This window comes from Methylotetracoccus oryzae (assembly GCF_006175985.1).
Taxonomy (GTDB): Bacteria; Pseudomonadota; Gammaproteobacteria; order Methylococcales; family Methylococcaceae; genus Methylotetracoccus; species Methylotetracoccus oryzae.
Map to the genome: position 1 here is coordinate 85,263 of NZ_SRSH01000018.1, position 21,055 is coordinate 106,317.

Here is a 21,055-nt window from a genome sequence, read left to right on the forward strand (position 1 = left end):
AGCGCGGAGAACGCACGACTGAATCGCGTCTCACGGTCGGCGCCGTGCCGCGATTTCGTCGCGCAATTCCTTGTGACGGCGCCGATCGATCGGGAAATGCCACAGCAGGGGCACACCCAGTAGCATGATCGCGCACGGCAGCCAACCGTAGACGATCAGCAACCAGCGGACGGAGTCAGCCGATTGAGCACCGGCCGAAGGCTCGAACCCGAAGGCCGCCGGCAGCGCGGTCGCCAGCAACACCCCCAGCGCGACCGCGCCCTTAACCGCCATGCCCCAGACCGCGAAGAACAGACCGGTGCGCTGCCGGCCCGATTCGACGATGTCCTGGTCCACGACATCGGCGGCAATCGAGTTCGACAGCAGAAAGATCGACGTCAGGCTACTGCCGCGCAGGATGATCAGCGCGGCATAGGGCACGATATCCCCGGCACCCAGCAACGGAAAGGCCAGGCTCCAGAGGCCGACCCACAGTGCGGCGGCGGTTACCACACGGTGTTTGCCGAAACGCGCCGCGAGCCGGAGCCACAACGGAATCGCACCCAGTGAGGCCAGCGTCTCGGCCAGGATCAGGGGCGCAAACAGCTCGGGGCGCCCGATCACGTGCGTCAGGACCAGTTTGTGCAACGTGGCCTGGATCATGACCGCCGCGCCGAACAACAGGATGGTCGCCATCGTGCGCCGAAAGGCGCGGTTACTAAGCACCAAACGCAAGGCCGGCCACCCCCGCTGCCGCGCGCCGATCAATTCCTCCGGCGGCGCCTCCGGCACCTTTCCCAGTGCCAGGCCGACGAGTGGCGGCAGGCTCAGTACGATGATCAGCCCGATGGCCCACAGCTGCTCGCGCGCGGCCGTGTGGCCGAAGAATCCCATGATCAGCAGCGTCGCGAGAAACAGAACCAGCCCGGCGCCGCCGAAACCTTCGCGCCAGGCCGCGACATGATTGCGTTCCAGATAATCGGTCGACAGTTCGGCACCCCAGACCTTGTGGGGCAGATCGACCAGCGTGAACGCGAGGAACAGCACGCTGGCCCACACGAACAGGTAGGCCAGAGAGACGCCCGCCGGGGGTGCAAAGACCATCCAGGCCGACAGCATCAAGGCCGGCGTGCCGGCAGCGATCCATGGCTTACGGCGTCCCCAGCGCGTCCGGGTCCGGTCGCTGAGCATGCCGACGACGGGATCGACGACGACATCGAGCAGGCGTGACGCGGCGATGGCCGCACCCACGCCCGCCAGCGGCAGGCCGAGATCGTCCGTGTAGAATGCCGGCACGAACAAGGCCATCGGCAGCGTCACCACCGCCTGGGTCAACTCGGGCAGCGCGTAGTAGATCAGCGTGCTGCGGGGCAGCGGGGTGTGGTTCATCGTCGAATCCGGCACAGAACGGTTGCGGGCCGGCGGGCGGTCCCGAAAGCGGCACTTGTACAGCCCGGCCGCGACGCCGACAAGTCCGACAGGAAGGCATTCTTGCGCATCACGCTGATCAGCGACGCCTGGCATCCCCAGATCAACGGCATCGTCACGGCCCTCGTCGAGCTGACCCGGGCCCTGACACGTCTCGGGCACACCGTGACCGTCATCACGCCGGAACCCTTCCGCACCTGGCCGTGCCCGGGCTACCCGGATGTCCGGCTCGCCTTCCTGTGCGGCCACCGGTTGCGCCCTCTGATCGATGCCTCGCAACCGGACGCGATCCACCTGATGACCGAGGGGCCGGTCGGCTTCGCGGCCCGCCGCTATTGCCGTCACCGCCGCTGGCCCTATACCTCGTCCTTTCACAGTCACTTCCCGGAATACCTGAAGCTGCGCGCCGGCATTCCGCTGCCCGTCAGCTACGGCTATCTGCGCTGGTTCCACCGAAAGAGCGAGCGAGTGCTCGTCGGCACCGCATCGCTCGCCGAACAATTGGCCCGAAAAGGCTTTCGCCGGCTTGCCACCTGGCCGCTCGGGGTCGACACGGAGCAGTTCCGACCGCAGGGCAAAGAAGGGATCGTGGCCCCGCGCCCGGTCTTCATGTACCTCGGCCGCATCGCTGTCGAAAAGGCCGTCGAGGATTTCCTGCGACTGGATCTCCCCGGCAGCAAAGTCGTGATCGGGGACGGACCGCAGCGCCCCGAACTCGAAACACGTTATCCCGAGGCCCGCTTTCTCGGCTACCGTCGCGACCAGGACCTGGCGCGGTGTCTCGCGGCCGCCGACGTGCTGGTCTTTCCGAGCCGCACGGACACCTTCGGTCTGGCGATGCTGGAGGCGCTGGCCTGCGGCGTGCCCGTCGCCGCCTACCCGGTTCAGGGCCCGCGGGACATCATCCGCGATGCACGCGTCGGCCGGCTCCACACCGACCTGCGCCGCGCCGCACTGGACGCACTGAATCTCGATCCCGAGGAATGTCGGCGCTACGCCCTGGACTGGTCCTGGGAAGCCTCGGCCCGGCGCTTTGTGGACCGGCTTGCGCTCCTCCAGCCCACCCGATCGGGATGATTCGGAGGAAGTCGCTTCGCCATCGGATGAAGCGAAGCTGTCGGACCCGCCACGCAGACCTCCCGCACGGGGAACGAACTAATCGTCATTAGTCAATAGGCACAATTACCTATGTAATTTGGGCTATAGTAGACATCCCCCCAGGCGATACCTTAACCGACGGCAGAGGAAGAGCACGCCGTGCTTGAATGCCCGGAGTGCGCTGACCTTTTTGCCGATTCGGGAACCACCAAACCGAACGACACTGCAGGAGATGCGACATGCCCAACCAGACAGGCCGTTGGCTCTTCCGGGCTGACGACGGCAACACCGGTACCGAACTGTGGATCACCGACGGCACCACCGCCGGCACCTACCTGCTGAAGGACATCAACCCCGGGGTGGGCTGGTCCTCGCCCGATGGCTTCGCCGCGCTCGGCAACGGCCTGGTGCTCTTCCAGGCCGACGATGGCACCACGGGCACCGAACTGTGGATCACCGACGGCACCGCCGCCGGCACCCAGCTGCTGAAAGATATCCGTCTCGGCACCGGCTCGTCCTCACCCTCACAGTTCACCGCACTCGGCAACGGCCTGGTGCTCTTCCAGGCCAACGACGGCGCGTCCGGCTTCGAACTTTGGGTCACCGACGGTACCGCTGCCGGCACCCAGCTGCTGAAGGACATCCGGTCCGGAACGGGCTCGTCCTCGCCGACACAGTTCACCGCGCTCGGCAACGGCCAAGCGCTCTTCACGGCCAACGATGGCACCACCGGCCTCGAACTTTGGGTCACCGACGGCACCGCCGCCGGCACCCAGCTGCTGAAGGACATCCGGTCCGGAACGGGCTCGTCCGTGCCCTCGCAGTTCACCGCGCTCGGCAATGGCCAGGTGCTTTTCACCGCCTCCGATGCCACCCATGGCACCGAACTGTGGATCACCGATGGGACCACCGCCGGCACGCAGCTGCTGAAGGACATCAATTCCGGCACGAGTTCGTCCGCGCCGCTTGAGTTCACGGCACTCGGCAACGGGCAATGGGTCTTCCGGACCAGCGACGGCGTCAATGGCTACGAGCTTTGGATCACCGATGGTTCCGCCGCCGGCACCCAACTCTTGAAGGACATCCGTCCCGGGGCGAGTTCCTCCTCGCCCACTGGCTTCACCGCCCTCGGCAACGGGCAACTGCTGTTCCGTGCCAACGACGGCACTGCCGGCAGCGAGCTGTGGATCACCGACGGCACCGCCGCCGGCACGCAACTGCTGAAGGACATCGTTGCCGGAACGGGCTCGTCCTCTCCCTCTGACTTCGCCACGCTCGGCAACGGCCTGGTGCTCTTCGTGGCCACCGACGACACCAACGGCTACGAGCTGTGGGTCACCGACGGTACCGCCGCCGGCACCCAAATGCTGAAGGACATCAATACCGGGCCGAACTCGTCCGTCCCCACGTATTTCACGGCACTTGGCAACGGCCAGGCGATCTTCCAGGCTCAAGACGGCCCCACCGGCGTCGAACTGTGGATCACCGACGGTACTGTCACCGGTACCCAGCGGCTTAAGGACATCTATCCCGGCACCGAGGATTCCTTCCCCAGCGCTTTTTTCAGGTTACCGAGCCCTAATGAACCACCCGTGCTTGACGGCACGCCGGCGATACTGCCCAATGGCACGGAAGACCAGACCTACACGCTGAATGCGGCCGCGTTACTTCAAGGGTATTCCGACCCTGACGGCGATACCTTGCAGGTCGGCGGACTGTTGGCCAGCCAGGGCAGCCTGACCGACAACGGCGACGGCACGTGGACCTTCACGCCGCCGGCAGACTATTCCGGGACGGTCACGATCACCTACATCGTCAGTGACGGCAACGGGGGTTCCGTTTCGGCCGCGCTGCAATTGGTTCTCGACCCGGTCAACGACGCACCGACCTTGGCGAATGCCCTCGTGGACCAGAACGCCACCGAAGACGCGGTTTTCTCTTTTCAGGTTCCAGCCAACGCTTTCGCGGATGTGGATGCGGGCGACACGCTGGCCTATAGCGCCACGCTCGCCGACGGCTCTCCCCTCCCGGCCTGGCTCGGCTTCGACCCGGGTACCCGGACATTCACCGGTACGCCGACCAATGGCGACGTCGGCACCCTGAGCCTGAAGGTCACCGCCACCGACAGCACTGGTGCGATTGTCTCGGATACCTTCGACCTGGTGATTGCCAACACCAACGACGCACCCACCCTCGCCAATGCCATCGCCGACCAGAATGCGACGGAAGATGCCGCGTTCAGCTTCACCTTCGCGGCCGATACCTTTGCCGATGTCGATCTCGGCGATACGCTGACCTACACCGCAACGCTCGCCGACGGTTCTCCTCTCCCGACCTGGCTCGCCTTCGACCCGGGAACCCGGACGTTCAGCGGTACGCCGACCAATGGCGACGTCGGCACCCTGAGCCTTAAGGTCACTACCACCGACAGCGCCGGCGCGCTTGTTTCGGATACTTTCGACCTGGTGATTACCAACACCAACGATGCACCGACACTCGCGCATGCGATCGCCGATCAGAACGCGACCGAAGACGCCACGTTCAGCTTCACCTTCGCGGCCGATACCTTTGCCGATGTCGATCTCGGCGACACGCTGAGCTACACCGCCACCCTCGTCGGCGGCGCAGCGCTTCCGGCCTGGCTCAGCTTCGATGCCGCCACGCGCACCTTCAGCGGTATGCCAAGCAACGACGACGTCGGCACCCTCAGCATCACGGTCACGGCTACCGACAGCGCCGGCGCGCAGGTCAGCGACACCTTCGATCTCGCCATCGCCAACGTCAATGATCCAGCCGTCATCGGCGGCACCCTGAACGGCACGCTAGCGGAGGATGCCGTCAGCAACAGTATCGAGGGCACGCTGACCATCAGCGACGTGGATAGCCCGGCCACGTTCCAGGCGGTTACCACACCCACCACCAGCGATCAGGGGTATGGCACCTTTACCGTCACGGCGGCGGGCACCTGGACCTATGTGCTGAACAACAGTCATCCGGCCGTCGATGCGCTCGCCACCGGTCAGCAGCTCACCGACAGCTTTACCGTGGTGGCCGCGGACGGCACGACCCAGTCGATCGCCATCACCATCGACGGGAACACCGACGTGACCGGGCTCCCGCCCACCGACATCCGCTGGACCGGATCACCGCCCGCGAATGGCGCACTGCCACAGGGCGGAGAGGTGTTAGGCACCCTCGCCACGACCGATCCCGACTCCAGCGCGTTTACCTATGCCTTGCTGGCCGGCAGCAGCGCCGGTTTCTCGATCAACAACGGCGTCGTCTCGCGCGCGTCGGCGCTGACGGCCAGCACAACCTACCAGTTGATCGTGCAGACCACTGACGACAGCGGTTTGAGTTACACCGAAACCTTTGTGATCCGAACCGGTACTGGCGGCAACAATACCCTGAACGGAGGCGGCAGCGATGACGTGATCTATGGCGCCGCCGGCAATGACACGGTCAACGGCAGCAGCGGCGACGACAGCCTGTTCGGCGGGTTAGGCGACGATATCCTTTCCGGGGGAATCGGCGACGACACCCTCCACTACACCCTCGGCGAGGGCAACGACACCCTGCGGGGCGATGCCGGCAACGACCGTCTGTTGGTGACTGGCAGCGGGGCCACCGACAGCCTGACGGTCCTGGTCAACACCAGCGGCCTGATCTATCAACTGGCCGGCAGCACGGTCGCCACGATCGAGGAGATCCATCTGGACCTGGGCGCCGACGTTGATACCCTGAGCTATGCCGGCACGACGACAGCCGTCTCGGTCAACCTGTCGACCGGTTCGGCCACCGGCTTCAGTTCGATTAGCGGCATCGAGAACGTCACCGGCGGCGACGGTGCGGACGTGCTGACCGGCGATGCCAACGCCAATGTGTTGTTCGGAGGGGCTGGCGCCGACACGATCGACTTCGGCCTGGGGAATGACGACGTCAAGGACCGAGCGGTTTACTCGGACGCGAATGAGGGCGGCAACGGCGAGGTGATCCGGGACTTCGACAGCACCGGCACCGTCGCTCAAATCGATTCAATCGACCTAACCGGAGCACTCCGCACGTTACTCGACAGCGACGGCAGCGGCACACTGGGTTTTCGTGCCAGCGCTACCTCGAATAACAGTAACACCGCCGCCAACCTCGCCAGCTTCGAGGCACTTTACCTTCCGGGGACGGCCAACGACGGCGTCTCGACCGCCAATCTTACCAGCGCGGCAGCGGTGGCGGCCGAGTTCAATGCCGAGTTCAACCTGACCGTAACGGGCGGCGAGCAGACCCTGCTGCTGCTCAATGACAACACCGCCGGCAGCCACCAGGCCGCGCTCTGGCTCTATACGGAGGCCACCGCCGGCACCAGCCTCAATAACCCGATCAGCGCGGCCGAACTCACGTTGATCGGCGTGATCGAAGCCAATGCGGCCGTTCTGATGAGCCAGATCGCGTTGACTTAGCCGGTAGCGCCTCGGGCGTAACCATTCACCCTGCTGCCTTGTTGGGCAGTGGGAGCGAGCGGGGAGGGCGAGACCGTCTGCGGGAGGGAACCCGCAGCCGAGCCTCCAGGAACGGATTCACGGCGTGTCTCGGTCTCCCCGACCGCTCCCGCGAGGTGGGGGTGAAGAGTTGCCCCTCGGGCGGAGCGGTGACGCCAGGCAGTTGGACAATCCGACCGCCGCTCGCGTCACGGCCCCCACGTCGCAACACCCCCTTGCCGGGCTGGCGGCGGCGCTCAGCCGCCCTCACTTGCTTGCCCGGCGACCAGGGCGGCGCCTTACCGTCTGCGCCAGATCCCGCTCCAGCAAGGCCTCGTAAATGGGCAGATCGTGCAGCGCATCGGCCGTGATCAGCGCGGCAAAGCAGGCGGCGAACAGGGGCAGCACCAGCCCATAGTTGCCGGTCATTTCGATGATCAGCACGATTCCCGTCAGAGGCGCTCTGACCACCCCGGTGAAATACGCCGCCATGCCGACGACGGCGAATACCCGCGGATCCGCATCCGCTCCGGCGAACCAGATATTCACCGCGTCCCCCAGCCCGAGACCGGCAAGCGCACCGAGCACCAGGATGGGTGAAAAGATCCCGCCCGCAACCCCGGTACCGTAACCGCCGATCGTCAGCGCAAACCTCAGCAGGAAGTACGCCGGAATGGCACCGAGCGCGAGCGTGTTCCCGTCCAGCACGACGCCGACGAAGCGCTGCCCGCTGCCCAGCACTGCGGGCGCCTGCCAGCCGACGTAAGCCGTCACCGCGGCCCACACCATCCACCACAGGAAGGTCACCGCCGGCCGGGACCGGCCCGCCAGCACGCGGGACGAGTACAGCAGGCATTGGTTGAACAGGACCCCCAACACACCGCAGAGCACTCCCAGCAACAGAAACAGCGGCAACAGGGACAAGGCCGGCGTGGCCATCAGGGGCAGACGGAACACGGGAAACTGCCCGAGCGTGACCCGGCACACCATATCCGCCGTCAGGCAGGCGATCGCCGCGACGAAGAATCCGGACGACGCGGTGCGGCCTTGCAGTTCCTCCAGCACGAACACGAGACCGGACAGCGGCGCATTGAACGCTGCCGACAAACCGGCAGCGGCACCGGCCGCGATGAACAACCGCCGCTCGCCCTCATCTGCGGCAGACACGGGGGTGAGCCCCTTGCCCACCGCCGCGCCCATCTGCACCGTAGGGCCTTCCCGCCCGAGCGCCAATCCCGCGCCGATTCCGATTACGCCACTGACAAACTTGACGATGAGCAAGGGAAATGCCCTGAGCTCACGGTCCCCTTGCAGCACGGCCTTCAGATGCGGAATCCCGCTTCCGGCGGCTTCGGGCGAAAACCGGCGAACCAGCCAGGCCGCGGCAACAATGGCTATCAGCGTCAGCGCTCCCAGGGCCAGCAAGCCCGCTGGACCATAAGGCTTGGCCGCGGCACTGAACGCCTCGCGGGCGCTTTCGGCGAAGTCGAGCGCGAGGTGGAAGGCGACGGCGACGACCCCGGCACACAGCCCGACCCACACGGCATGGGGCAGCAGTCGCCGCCGCTGCAGGTCGGCGGCCGAATAACGACGGCGTTGCTGCTGCAATGCGGAGGGAGCTCGATGATCGTCGCTGGGTCGCATGCGGGGATGGCAGGTCTCGGGCGTAAGTCAGAAGTCCGGGCGGTGGGTCACATTGCGTACACCGGTCGATCCGAAAATGGTAATGGTGTAGGTGACTTTACGGATGTTGCCGCCGGTCGAATTAGGTATAGTTTGACCTATATCGGTCAGCTGCCCCAGCCTCTTCAACAGTTTAAACAAGGGCCTAGCAAGGGCACGGGCTTAGACAAAAGGAGGGCAAGGCCGCTGGAAACGTAAGCCCACTGACCCATGGACAGGCGCCGACACCGCGTCTCCTCCCTCGCCAAAAGGCTCAGTGCCCGGCAGGGAAATACTCTATTCCCTATTTGCAATCCGTGTTGGTATACGCATGAAGAATGCTTTTGCCGTCTGCTTACTGCTCGTCTCCTGGTGCCATTACGGCATCGCCAGCGAAACGGCAAGAGCCCTGCCACCCGGTTTTCTCGACGTGACGACCGTTGCCGGCGTCTATCCCAACGACCCTGCCGGAGACTCGACCGCCGGGATAAGGAATGCAATGAATAGTGCATTCCAGGCCAATCAGACCCTGTATTTCCCGGCCAACACCGTACTTTACGTCTCCGACACCCTATACGGCGTCCAACCTCCCGCACCCTGCGTCGATCCGCAGCGCCGCTCCTACCGGCTCTGGGGCGGCGGACGAAACGGCGCCCGTCCGCGTATCGTGCTGAAGGACTCGGCGGCTGGTTTCGGGACAGCCGCGTCGCCCAAGCGTCTGATTCACATCGGGAAGGACACGACGGGTGACGGCGTGATCGATGCCGCCGGGGAATCGTGTGCATTCGGGCATGTCATCAAGAACATCGACCTGGTTTTGGGCAACAACCCGGGCGCCATAGGCATCGAAATGGCCGTGGCCCAGGAAAGCGTTCTCGAGGACGTGAACATCGATGCGACCGGGGCCTACGCCGGTATCACCGGCGTTCCGGGGCGCGGTGTCGCGGTCGGAAACATCCAGATTACCGGCGGGCAATACGGCTTTCGGGTAGCCGGCGTCGGACTGTCGCTGTATGGCATACGCCTTTTGAATCAGACGACGGCGGCCATTTGGGAGACGGCTTCACGCAGCTTTGCGATCGTTGGCTTCGACATCAGGCCGGCCAGTGGCAGCGCGATCCAGACCGCCGGTACGATCCGGGATGCCGGCCATGTCGGGCTGTACGACGGCCGGATCGAACTCCCCTTCCCCGGCATCGCCATCGACAACAATGCCCGGCGCATCGTCGATCTGCGGAATGTTTACTTTCAGAAGGGCCTGTCGATCATCACGAACGGATCGGACGGTTCAGTCGCCGGAAGTCCTTCGAACTGGTCGCTCGTCAACACCTATACCTACACCCCGGTAACGGTCGCCACCGGCTTGACGAGCTGGAACCTGATCGATGGCCTGAAAAGCCGCAACGACAATCTCAACCTGGACAACGCTGCGCCGTCCCCGCCGTCCGACCTGATAGCCCGGCACCTCTGGGCCGGCTCCCCGGACCTGCTGGATCCCCAGGTCGTCTACGTCACCGACGCGCCATTCCATGCCGATGGCACGGGCCAGACGGACACGACATCGGCCCTGCAGGCCGCGATCGACTCGACCGAGCCGGGGCAAGCCAATGCCGGAAAATGGCTCTTCGTTCCTCCCGGAACCTATCAGGTCGCCGCACCGCTACTGCTGAAGAGCCACACGCACCTGTTCGGCGTTCCCTTCGGACAGTCGTCGGTGTACGCGGCCGACTCGTGGACGGGAAGCCTGACTGACAATGCCTGGGTGATCGACACCGTCAACGACGCGGCTGCGGAAACCAGCATCGAGTACCTCCTGACCAACTGGGCAAGCCGCTGGAACACCAAGGGCCTGAAGATCGGCGTATTGCGTTGGCGGGTCGGCGAGCGCTCGGTCATGCGCGGCATGAGGCCCCTGACGCTGCCTTACCAATGCGAAGACCAGCCGCGGCAGATCTATCGCGTCGAAGGCAACGGGGGCGGACGCTGGTATACCTGGTACGAAGCGCTGCAGGCGGCGGGCAATGGGGTGGAAACCGACGGCGACTGCGACATCGCCCTGTGGATGAACCCCGACTTCCGCAAGCTCTCCATCGTCGGCACCACCCAGCCCTTCTCGATATACGGCGCGAATCCCGAACACGGCGGCAGTCCTTCCACCCATCCGGCCAGCCCGTTCATCGAGATCACGGACAGTGCCAATGTTCGCGCCTTCGGCATGAAAGTCGAGACCAACGGACCCGTCCTGTCGCTGACGCGATCCACGAACATCTTCATCGGGTCGTCGCACGCATACAACTTCGGCACGGTCGCGCTCCCTTACGTTCGGGTCGACGGCAGCAACAACTTTGCGATGACCTTGATCGCCGCCTGGGGCGGCAGCACCGCGCCGCTGGTCGACGAAACCGGCATGCCACCGTCCGATATCGTCTATCACGACGCGGAGTTGGGAATCTATTCCCGCGGAAGCCTCAACTGGTCGGCCTGGTCCGCACGCCATGGCCCCAAGTACCAGATTTCCGCCGCTGCCGGAAGCAACGGCATCATCTCCCCGGACACGGTAACGGTCGATCAATGGTCGGACCAGACTTTCACGATCGCCCCTGACCCGGGTTACCGGGTAGCAGCCGTCGAGGTGGATCAAACGAGCGCTACCCCCACCGACAGCTACACCTTCAGGGGTGTCCAGGATAACCACACGCTGACCGCAAGCTTTGAGCCGATTCCACCGGCGACGGCCAGCCTGAGCGCATCGACCACGAACATCACCGATGGCGATCCCGCAACCCTCACCTGGTCGTCCACCGATGCCACGCGCTGCGAGGCGGGAGGCCCATGGACTATCGACCCAGGGCAGTTATCCGGTACGCAGTCGGTTTCGCCCAGTACCAGCGCCGATTATTCGATAACCTGTACCGGCGAGGGCGGCAGCGGCACGGCCGCCGTCTCGATCGTCGTCAAGCCGAAAACCTACACGATCACCGCATCGGCGGGGACCAATGGATCGATCACGCCGAGCGGCGAGGTGGCCGTGGAAAAGGGCAAGAGCCAGGCGTTCACCCTCACACCGAACGCCGGATACCGCATCGCGGCGGTGATCGTGGATGGTGCCGATGTCGGCCCGGTCAGCAGCTATTCGTTCGCGTCCGTCACGGCCAACCATTCCATCGTCGCGAGCTTCGAGCGAATACCCGAGCCCACCGTCAATCTAACCGCATCGGCCACGAACATCACCGATGGAGAGGCGGCGACGTTGACCTGGTCGTCCACCGACGCCACGCGCTGCGAGGCGGGAGGCCCGTGGAACATAGCGCCAGACCAGCTTACCGGAACATTCTCGGTTTCACCGGGCGCCACATCCGCGTACACGTTGAGCTGCACCGGCGAGGGCGGCACCGGCACGGCCGCCGTCACCATCGTCGTAGGGCCGAAGACCTATACGATCACCGCATCGGCCGGGGCCAACGGGTCGATCACGCCCAGCGGTGAAATCGCCGTTGAGAAAGACAAAGGCCAGGACTTCATACTGACCCCGAACGCCGGATACCGCATCGCCTCGGTGGTCGTGGATGGTGCCGATGTCGGTCCGGTCAGCACCTATTCCTTCGTGTCCGTCACGGCCATTCATTCGATCGCCGCGAGCTTCGAGCGCATACCCGAGCCCACCGTCAATCTGACCGCATCGGCGACGAACATCACCGACGGAGAGGCGGCGACGTTGACCTGGTCGTCCACCGAAGCCACACGCTGCGAAGCGGGAGGCCCGTGGAGCATCGCTCCAAGCCAGCTCACCGGGACTCTGTCGGTGTCACCCGGCACCACGTCCACGTACACGCTGAGCTGCACCGGCGAGGGCGGCACCGGCACGGCCGCCGTCACGCTCGTCGTGGCGCCGAAGACCTACACGATCACCGCGTCCGCCGGTACCAATGGATCGATCTCGCCCAGCGGTAACGTTACCGTGGTGAAAGGGGCAAGCCAGGCCTTCGCCCTGACACCGAACACCGGATACCGTGTCGCATCGGTGGTCGTGGATGGCGTCAATGTCGGTCCCGTCAGCGCCTATTCCTTTGCGACCGTCACGGCAGACCATACGATCGCAGCAAGCTTCGAACGGATACCCGCCCCCACCGTCACCCTGACCGCCTCGGCCACTAACATTACCGACGGCGACGCGGCGACACTGAGCTGGTCGTCCACCGAGGCCACACGCTGCGAGGCGGGAGGCCCATGGAGCATCGCTCCAAGCCAGCTCACCGGGACTCTGTCGGTATCACCCGGCACCACGTCCACGTACACGCTGAGCTGCACCGGCGAGGGCGGCACCGGCACGGCCGCCGTGACGATCGTCGTGGCGCCGAAGACCTACACGATCACCGCGTCCGCCGGGACCAATGGATCGATCTCGCCCAGCGGCAACATCACCGTGGCAAAAGGGGCGAGCCGGAGCTTCACCCTGGCGCCAAGGTCGGGATATCGCGTCGCGTCGCTGATCGTGGACGGTGTCAACGTGGGAGCGTTAACGGCCTACTCGTTTACGAACGTGACCGCCAATCACTCCATTGCCGGAACCTTCGAGCGGATCCCCACTCCGACCGTCACGCTGACGGCAAACCCGACCAGCATCAGGCGGGGGCAGAGTGCGACCCTCAGCTGGACCAGCACCAATGCGACATCCTGCACGGCGAGCAGCGGCTGGTCGGGCAGCAAACCGCTCAGCGGCTCGAGCTCGGTCGCTCCGCGCTCATCCACCACTTACAACCTGTCCTGCACCGGGAGCGGTGGCTCGCGGTCGGCGAGCGTCAGAATCAGCGTGAGATAGGGCCAAGCGGTTCGCTTAAGCGCCAGCTCGGCGCGCTCACTTGCGCTTCAGCGTGGCCAGTTGCCCGAGCCAGGAGCGGGCGCCGTTGTCCAGCCAGCGGCGCGCCTCGCTGGAATTTCGCAGCGTGGCGTCGAGGAAGGCTGTCGTCACACTGCGCACGGCGGCGATCTGCCGCGCGTCCGCCTTGGGATTGCGGCGGGGCAGGCCGAAGTCCGTGCCTCCGCCGCCGTATCCCGAAGACGGCACGGGCATGACGCCCTGACCACCGGACATCCCGGCTGGCCCGCCGGACCCCATGGCGGCCTCCCGGGCGCGGGAGCGTCGCTGCAGGTACTGGTCGGCGTCCGCGCCCGACAGCAACAGATGACTTCCGCCTTGCAACACGAGTCCGAACTGCTCGCCGCCCGGAAGTGCGTTCCAGGCCGCCTGGCGCAGCGAGGCGAAGGCAAGACCGTAGGGATCGTCGTCCTCGGTCGCGGTCACGGCGAGCAAAGGCAGCCTGACACTCGCGAAGCCGGCTCCCGGCTGCCCGCTGGCCAGGCTCACGTAGGGGCTCAGCAGAATCGCGGCCTGCGGCGTCATTGCCGCTGCGACGGCCTCATCGCCTCCTTCGCCGGACAGTGCGGCGGCGGTCTGCGCGCCCAGATCGAACCCGGCCACCGCCAGATGGGCTGCATCGGCACGCGCGTAAGACAACTCCGTCCGGGCGCGGCGCTGCAGCTCAGCCACTGCCCAGACGGCATGTTCCACGCGTCGCCGCAACGCCGAGGGCGCAAATTGCCGGCGGGCGAGCGCGCGCAGGTCGCCGGCATTGAGCGGCTCCGCGCTGCCGATCGCATGCACCAGCGACGCGGGTTGTGCCGACAGCACCGCATAGCCGGCAGCCGCCCAGGCTAGCCGCCAGGATGCGCCGGCCGTGGCATCCTCTCCGAGCCCGGGGAAATACAGCACCAACGGGAACCGCCCGGCTTCGTCCGGAACGGTATAAACGATGTCGAGTTCCGACCGATCATGCTGCCAGACCTCGCGCAGCGTAGTGGTGGCGCGGGTTCGCTCCGGGCGATAGCCGCCTTGGGCCGTGAAGCTCTCGACCTCTTCGTCAAAACCAGCCGGATCCGGACCCAGCACGCATCCGGCAACCCCCAGGACGCCGAGGCTGAGCACGACCGGCGTCAACCAGGCCCTGCCAGGATGGGCGATCGGATTCGCGGGCAGCGCTTGGCGAGAACGAGCTGTCATGGTTCCACCTTGTAGCCCGCGCCGTAAACCGACACGATCAGTTCCCTACCGGGCGCGACCTGGTCCAGCTTGCGGCGGATATTCTTGATATGACTGTCCACGGTCCGGTCGGTCAAGGACCGGCTGTCGCCATGCAGGCATTCCAGCAGGCGTTCTCGCGAGAAAACGCGGCCCGGGTTCGAGAGCATGTAACCCAAAAGACGGAATTCGGACCAGGTGAGGTCGAGCAACTGGCCATCGAACCGGATTTCGAGGCGCTCGTCATCGATATGGAAGCCATGGTCCGGCATTCGGTCTTGCTTGAGGCGGTCGATCCGCCGGAAGACTGCCCCGACCCGGGCCACGACCTCACGGAGACTGAACGGCTTGCAGATGTAGTCGTCGGCCCCCGCATCGAGACCCAGCACGCGGTCGACTTCCTCGACCCGCGCCGTCACCATGATGATTGGGACGTCCGAAAAGCTGCGGATCTCCCGGCACAAACTGACGCCGTCCCGCCCCGGAAGCATGATGTCCAGCAGGATCAGGTCGGGCTTATTGCGCCGCACCCAGGCGACGACCGGCATGCCGCCGGATAACCAGTGCGTGCCGTAATGGGCGGCGCTCAGATAGTCCATCAGGAGTTGAGCCAGCTTGGGCTCGTCCTCGACCACGAGGATGGTCCGCGGCGGCGCCTCGGGATTCTTAGGGGCCGTCGTTATGTCAGTCGCGTTCACGTGGCAACTCCAGTCTGACCCGCAACCCGCCGAGCGGCGATGCGAGCGCGGCAATACGCCCACCGTGGGCTTCGACAATATTACGGCAGATCGCGAGACCGAGGCCCGCCCCGCCGTGCTCGCGGGTCCGCGCACCCTCGACGCGATAGAGCCGCTCGAACAGCCGTTCGTGTAACTCCGCCGAAACTCCGGGGGCTGAATCATCGATGGTGATGACCGACGTCGTGGCCGTTGCCTCCAGGCAAACTTCGCAGCGCCCGCCCGGATCGGTATAGCGGACACTGTTCTCCAGGAGGTTGCCGAGCAACTGGCCCAAGCGGCGTCGGTCACCGTAGATCACCGCCGGCCGCATCGGACCCAGTGTCAGAGCGACACCCTTGTCTTCAAAGCGGTGACGGTGCGTCTCGACCGCCGAGACGACGATCTCGGCCAGCGAAACGGGTTCGCGCCGGTAGTCCAGCGCGCCGAGGTCCGACAGCGAAAGCTCGTACAGGTCGTCCACCAGTTTGCCCAGCGACAACACCTCCGCGTGCAGGGACGCGACTCCTTCGACCGAGATGGGACGCACGCCGTCCTGCATCGCTTCGATCTCGCCGCGCAGCACCGTAAGCGGTGTCCGCAGCTCGTGGGATATGTCGGCTATCCAGTCGCGCCGTGCTTCCTCGTTCCGCTGCAATGTTCGGCCCAGCAGATTGAAATCGCGCGCCAGATCTCCCAACTCGTCGCCGCCGGCCGGCACCGCCACCGCGTAGTCGCCGGAGGCGAGCCGGCGCACCCCCGTCGCGATCCCGCGCACGGGGCGGATCAACTGCCGCGCCAGAATCCACGCGACGAGCAACGCCAGCAGCAGCGCGAACAGCAGAATCATGGCATTGGCACGCGACTGGCTGTCGACGAAGGCCAGCGCCATCCGGTCGGTCAGCAGCGCGTTGCGGCGAACCCCGAGCCAGCCGACCGTGATGCCGTCGACACTGATCGGCAGCAGGCTTTCAGGACCGGGCGGCGGTGCGTCCGGGGGAGGCGGCGGGGGGCGGGTGACCGGATGCCGATCCGCATCGAGCAGCCTCAGTCGCAACCCGAGCAAAAGCGGGTCGGGCGGTGGTGGCGGCTCATGACGCGGCCGAGGCGGAGGCCTTGCGTCGGGATCGTCCGGCGGCCCCGGATGAAAGGACGGGGCGTCGGCCAACGCGGCAGCGGGAGGCGGACCCAACGCATCGGGCACCGCGTCCGGGCCGGGACGCGAGGAGCGATCATGCAATCCGCGCCGCATCAGGTCGAACCAGCGGTGATGATCGTGCTTCAGAAAGTCCCAGCTTCCCGCCGTGCGGTACTGGTCGGCGAGAAAGCCGGTCAGCTGTTCCAGCCGCTGCAGTTCGACCCGATGGAGATAGTCCTCGAAACCCTGGCGGAAGGTCCAGTGCACGGAGGCCATCATCACGGCGAGCGGCACGGTGACACCGAGCAGCATCGCGATGAACAGCCTGGTAAAGATACGGAGTTTCATCGAGGTCATTCCGATAGACCTGGCGAACGGGGCCGCGCTCCCGGCCGGCCGACCGGAAAGCGCGGTCGTCCATCACGGACGCACCGACGGCATCACCGTCGAAACCGGCGGTCAGGCGTCGTCCGCCTCATTGTCCGTCTCGGTCGCCGGCCTTGCTTTCCGCGGATGGCCGGCATGGTGCGGCGGCGGCGCCAGATACTCGGCCTTGGATACCTTGCCGTCACCGTTCTCGTCCATCCCTGCGAAGAACAAACCGGCCTTGCTGGCCGACGACGCCAGGGTCCTGAACTCTTCCGGCGACAGCGATCCGCCCCCGTCGAGGTCGCCCTGCTTCAGCAGGTTCGACAGCATCGTGGCCCGGCGACCGGTCTCGCCATGTACGAGTTCTTCCGCGCTGATCAGGTTGTTGCCATCCCTGTCGAGCGCCTTGAAGCGATCTTCGACGCGCTGTGACAACCAGGCCTTCAACTCAGCCAGTGTCAGACTGTCATCCCCATCGGTGTCCGCCGCCTTGAATTCGATGCCGCGAGCGGCCTCGATCTCCGCCTTCGAGATCTTGCCGTCCCCATCGGTGTCGACGAGAGCCGGATCGGGCGGCAAACCCAGGAACGGGTCGTGGGGCGGATGCCCCGGACCGAAGCCGCCTCGGGCCACAACCGCATTCGACGCTGCCGAGGCCAGGCCCAACGCCAAGAGTGCCAATACTTTACGAGAGTCCATGACGATCTCCAACAAATGGTCTGCACAACAGGGAACCGGACGTTCAACCCGCCCGATCCGTGCGAAACGCCGAGAGGACCGAAGTCCTCGAGGCTTGGTGCAAAGACTAAAGACCAATCGTGGAGGAAATATGCAGGAGTCAGAGGAAAAGGCGATAGCGTGCGCCGGGCGCACGAATCGCCTGCGGGATACCGGGGTTGTGGCGTGCGCTATGCGCACGAATCGCCCCGTTGGGGGAGTCATAGTGATCTCGTGCGCATGGGGCACGGGATGCGTTTCCTTGGGTTGATGCGGTGTAGTCCGTTAAGCTATCGGCCCTACGTCCCCCGCCACGACTCCCGCACGGATGATGACGCTGACCTCTTCACGCCCGAACCAGGACGAGCCCGTGCTGTCGGGGTGCGATGATGCTCTGCTCCGCGCCGCTCTCGATGCCGGCGACATCGGTTTGTGGGCATATGACCATGCGATCGGGCACTTGAGCTGGAGCACCAAGGTCAGGGAAATGCTCGGCAGCGACGCCGAAACACCTGTCGAAGTGCATCCGGACGACTCGCGCCAGCTCGCTGAAACCTTGCTGGGCGGCGGCTCCTGGCGCGACCTGCGGATCAGGTTGCGGCGGCAGGACGGGCAATGGCTTTGGGTGGGCTGCAGCGGCCGGTCCATGGACCACGACGACAGCGGCCGGCCGCTGCGCTCGGCCGGCACCGTGCAGGACATTTCCGCGACGATGCATCTCGAATCCCGCCTCGCCGAGCAGGAAGAGCGCCTGCGCCTGGTCACCGACACCATCACCGAGGTGTTCTACATCGCCGATGCGGCCCTCGACCGTATATTTTTCGTCAGCCCGGCTTACGAGCGCATCTGGGGCCGGCCGGTCGCCGAGTTGTATGCCAATCCGCGGTCATTTCTCGACGCGGTGCATCCCGAGGATCTCCCGGCATTCTTCGCCGCCCTGACGACGCATCTCGTAGGGGAACCGCTCGAACACGAATACCGTATCCTCGGCGCGGATGGCTCTCTCCGCTGGATCTGGGACCGGGGCTTTCCGGTACCCGATGCCTCGGGCGTCGTGACGCGCTATGTCGGTCTCGCACAGGACATCACACGCCGCAAGCTGGCCGAGGCCGAGGTGCGGTCGCTCAACGTCGAACTGGAGGATCGCGTCGCGCACCGCACCGCCGAACTGGAGGCGACCGCGAAGGCACTGGCCGACAGCGAACAACGCTACCGCACCATCGTGGAATCGGTGCAGGAAGGCATCTGGATGATCGATGCCGAGGCGCGAACCTCGTTTACGAACCGGAAGGCAGCCGAGATGCTCGGCTATACGCCCGACGAGATGGCCGGCCGGTCATTGTTCGACTTCATGGACGAGACCTGGCAGCGTGTGGCCCGCGGAAACCTGCGACGCAGGGCCGACGGCATCGTCGAGCAGCATGAGTTCCGGTTTCGACGCAAGGATGGCTCGGCGTTGTGGGCGCTGATGTCCACCGCCCCGATCCGCGCCGAAGACGGCGGCTATGCGGGCGCACTGGCAACACTGATCGATATCGGCGCGCGCAAACAGGCCGAGGACTTGAACCGCAAACTCGCCGGGATCATCGAGGCCACCAGCGACCTGATCGCCACCGCCACGCCTGACGGCCAAATCGAATACATGAATCGGGCGGGCCGCGCGCTGCTCGGGATCGCTGAGGGCGAATCGCTCGCCGACAGGCGCATCGAGGACTGCTACCCGCCCTGGGCCTATCGTCGCATCATCGAGGAAGGCGTCCCGGCGATGCTGACCGTCGACCACTGGCTGGACGATACGGCCCTGCTGGCGCGCGATGGCACCGAGATTCCGGTGTCGCAGCTGATTCTTGCCCATAAGGACCGGGACACCGGCCAGCTCGAGCTGATATCGACGATCTGCCGCGACATGCGGGCGCACCTGCGGGCAGACGAGGCGCTCCGCCAGCTGCAGCAGGAACAGGAACTCATCCTGGACTCCATGCCTGCGATGATCTTCTACAAGGACACCGCCAACCGCGTTTTGCGTGTCAACGCCAGGGTCGCCGAGGCCTTGGGCCTGCCAAAGAATCGGATCGAGGGCCGGCACTCGAGCGAATTTTTTCCGAACGAGGCCGAGCGGTACTTCCAGGACGACTTGATCGTCATCCGGACCGGCCAACCGCGCCTCGGCATCGAAGAGCCGATTCGCGTCGCCGCTCACGAGGTTCGGTGGCTGTCGACCGACAAGGTCCCGCTCAAGGATGCCGAAGGGAAGGTGACCGGCTTGCTGGTGATGGCCTCGGACATCACCGACCGCAAGCTCGCAGACGAGGCACTCCGGCACAGCCAGGAAGACCTGAGCCGCGCGCAGGCCCTGGGCAAGATCGGCAGTTGGCGCCTCGACCCGCGCAGCGCGTCACTGACCTGGTCGGCAGAAGCGCACCGGATCTTCGGCACACCCGAGGATGCGCCGATGCACTACGACGACTTTCTGTCTGCCGTCCATCCCGACGACCGGGACTATGTGGACCGGATGTGGCAGGCGGCGCTACGCGGCGAACCCTACGCGATCGAGCACCGCATCGTCGTCGACGGGCACGTCAAATGGGTCAGCGAGAAAGCGGAGCTGGGATTCGACGCACAAGGCCCGCTGATCAGCGCCTTCGGCACGGTGCAGGACATCACCGACCGCAAGCTGGCCGAAGCGGCACTCCAGGACGCGGACCGCCGCAAGGACGAATTCATCGCGACCCTGGCCCACGAACTCCGCAATCCGATGGCACCGATCGGCAATGCAGTGCAAATCCTGCAAACGGCCGGCATCGACGACCCGACGCGCGCCTGGTGCTGCCAGCTGATCGAACGTCAGGTCGAACACTTGACGAAGCTGGTCGATGAACTGCTGGATATCTCACGCATCACGCGCGGCAAGATCAGCCTGGACTGGCAGTCGGTCGCGGTCGGCGACATTGTGGAACGCGCGCTGGAAAGCTGTCGGCCGTTGCTGGAAACCTCCCGACATCAACTCGATTTGCGGCTGCCATCGGTCGCCGTCCACGTTGGGGGCGATCCGGTACGTCTGGCACAGGTGGTGTCGAATCTGCTGAACAACGCCGCCAAGTACACCGAACCGGGCGGACACATCACGCTGACGGTGGAACACGGCGACGCGGGCGTCACGATACGGGTCAGGGACGATGGCATCGGGATCCCGCCCGCGCTGTTGTCGCAGGTGTTCGAGATGTTCTCGCAGGGCGACCAGTCACTGGAGAAAACCCACGGCGGGCTCGGGATCGGGCTCAGTCTGGCGCGGGAACTGGTGGCACTGCATCACGGCTCAATCCAGGCCTACAGCGCGGGCGCTGGCCAGGGCAGCGAATTCGTCGTGTGGCTGCCGGCCGCGGCGCCGCCGAGCGAGCCG

The 21,055-nt window shown here is 65.4% G+C and carries 10 protein-coding genes; 4 read left to right on the forward strand and 6 right to left on the reverse strand.

Features of this window, described 5'->3' with window-relative positions:
- Positions 1-30: 30 nt before the first annotated feature.
- Positions 31-1,368, reverse strand: a complete 1,338-nt coding sequence (locus BWR02_RS16740; protein WP_139559058.1) for an MFS transporter — start codon at positions 1,366-1,368, stop codon at positions 31-33.
- Between the two features lie 102 nt (positions 1,369-1,470).
- On the opposite strand from BWR02_RS16740, the gene BWR02_RS16745 reads away from it, so the two are divergent.
- Positions 1,471-2,484: a glycosyltransferase family 4 protein gene (locus BWR02_RS16745; protein ID WP_139559059.1), complete on the forward strand. Its 1,014-nt coding sequence runs from the start codon at positions 1,471-1,473 to the stop codon at positions 2,482-2,484.
- 260 nt (positions 2,485-2,744) lie between these two features.
- Positions 2,745-6,959, forward strand: coding sequence for an ELWxxDGT repeat protein (locus tag BWR02_RS16750; protein WP_139559060.1), 4,215 nt, complete (start codon positions 2,745-2,747; stop codon positions 6,957-6,959).
- Between the two features lie 285 nt (positions 6,960-7,244).
- Here the strand turns inward: BWR02_RS16750 and clcA are convergent, their stop codons facing one another.
- Entirely contained in the window at positions 7,245-8,621 is a 1,377-nt protein-coding gene (gene clcA, locus BWR02_RS16755; RefSeq protein ID WP_139559061.1) for a H(+)/Cl(-) exchange transporter ClcA, read from the reverse strand.
- 349 nt (positions 8,622-8,970) lie between these two features.
- Here clcA and BWR02_RS16760 point away from each other — a divergent pair, with 349 nt between their 5' ends.
- Positions 8,971-13,458: an InlB B-repeat-containing protein gene (locus BWR02_RS16760; protein ID WP_139559062.1), complete on the forward strand. Its 4,488-nt coding sequence runs from the start codon at positions 8,971-8,973 to the stop codon at positions 13,456-13,458.
- 36 nt (positions 13,459-13,494) lie between these two features.
- Here the strand turns inward: BWR02_RS16760 and BWR02_RS16765 are convergent, their stop codons facing one another.
- The 4 genes from BWR02_RS16765 to BWR02_RS16785 form a co-directional block, all read right to left on the reverse strand.
- The gene (locus BWR02_RS16765; protein ID WP_139559063.1) at positions 13,495-14,697 is read right to left on the reverse strand and encodes an alpha/beta hydrolase; all 1,203 of its coding nucleotides are present in this window, start codon (positions 14,695-14,697) and stop codon (positions 13,495-13,497) included.
- Positions 14,694-15,413: a response regulator gene (locus BWR02_RS16770; RefSeq protein WP_236102350.1), complete on the reverse strand. Its 720-nt coding sequence runs from the start codon at positions 15,411-15,413 to the stop codon at positions 14,694-14,696. Before BWR02_RS16770 ends, BWR02_RS16765 begins: the two co-directional genes overlap by 4 nt.
- Positions 15,400-16,917: an ATP-binding protein gene (locus BWR02_RS20960; protein WP_162560202.1), complete on the reverse strand. Its 1,518-nt coding sequence runs from the start codon at positions 16,915-16,917 to the stop codon at positions 15,400-15,402. Before BWR02_RS20960 ends, BWR02_RS16770 begins: the two co-directional genes overlap by 14 nt.
- 111 nt (positions 16,918-17,028) lie before the next feature.
- On the reverse strand, positions 17,029-17,637 hold the full coding sequence (locus tag BWR02_RS16785; protein ID WP_162560203.1) for an EF-hand domain-containing protein: 609 nt from the start codon (positions 17,635-17,637) through the stop codon (positions 17,029-17,031).
- Positions 17,638-17,983: 346 nt separating this feature from the next.
- Between BWR02_RS16785 and BWR02_RS16790 the strand changes: the two genes are divergently transcribed.
- Positions 17,984-21,055: PAS domain S-box protein (locus BWR02_RS16790; protein ID WP_139559067.1), on the forward strand; the 3,072-nt coding region annotated here is incomplete at its 3' end.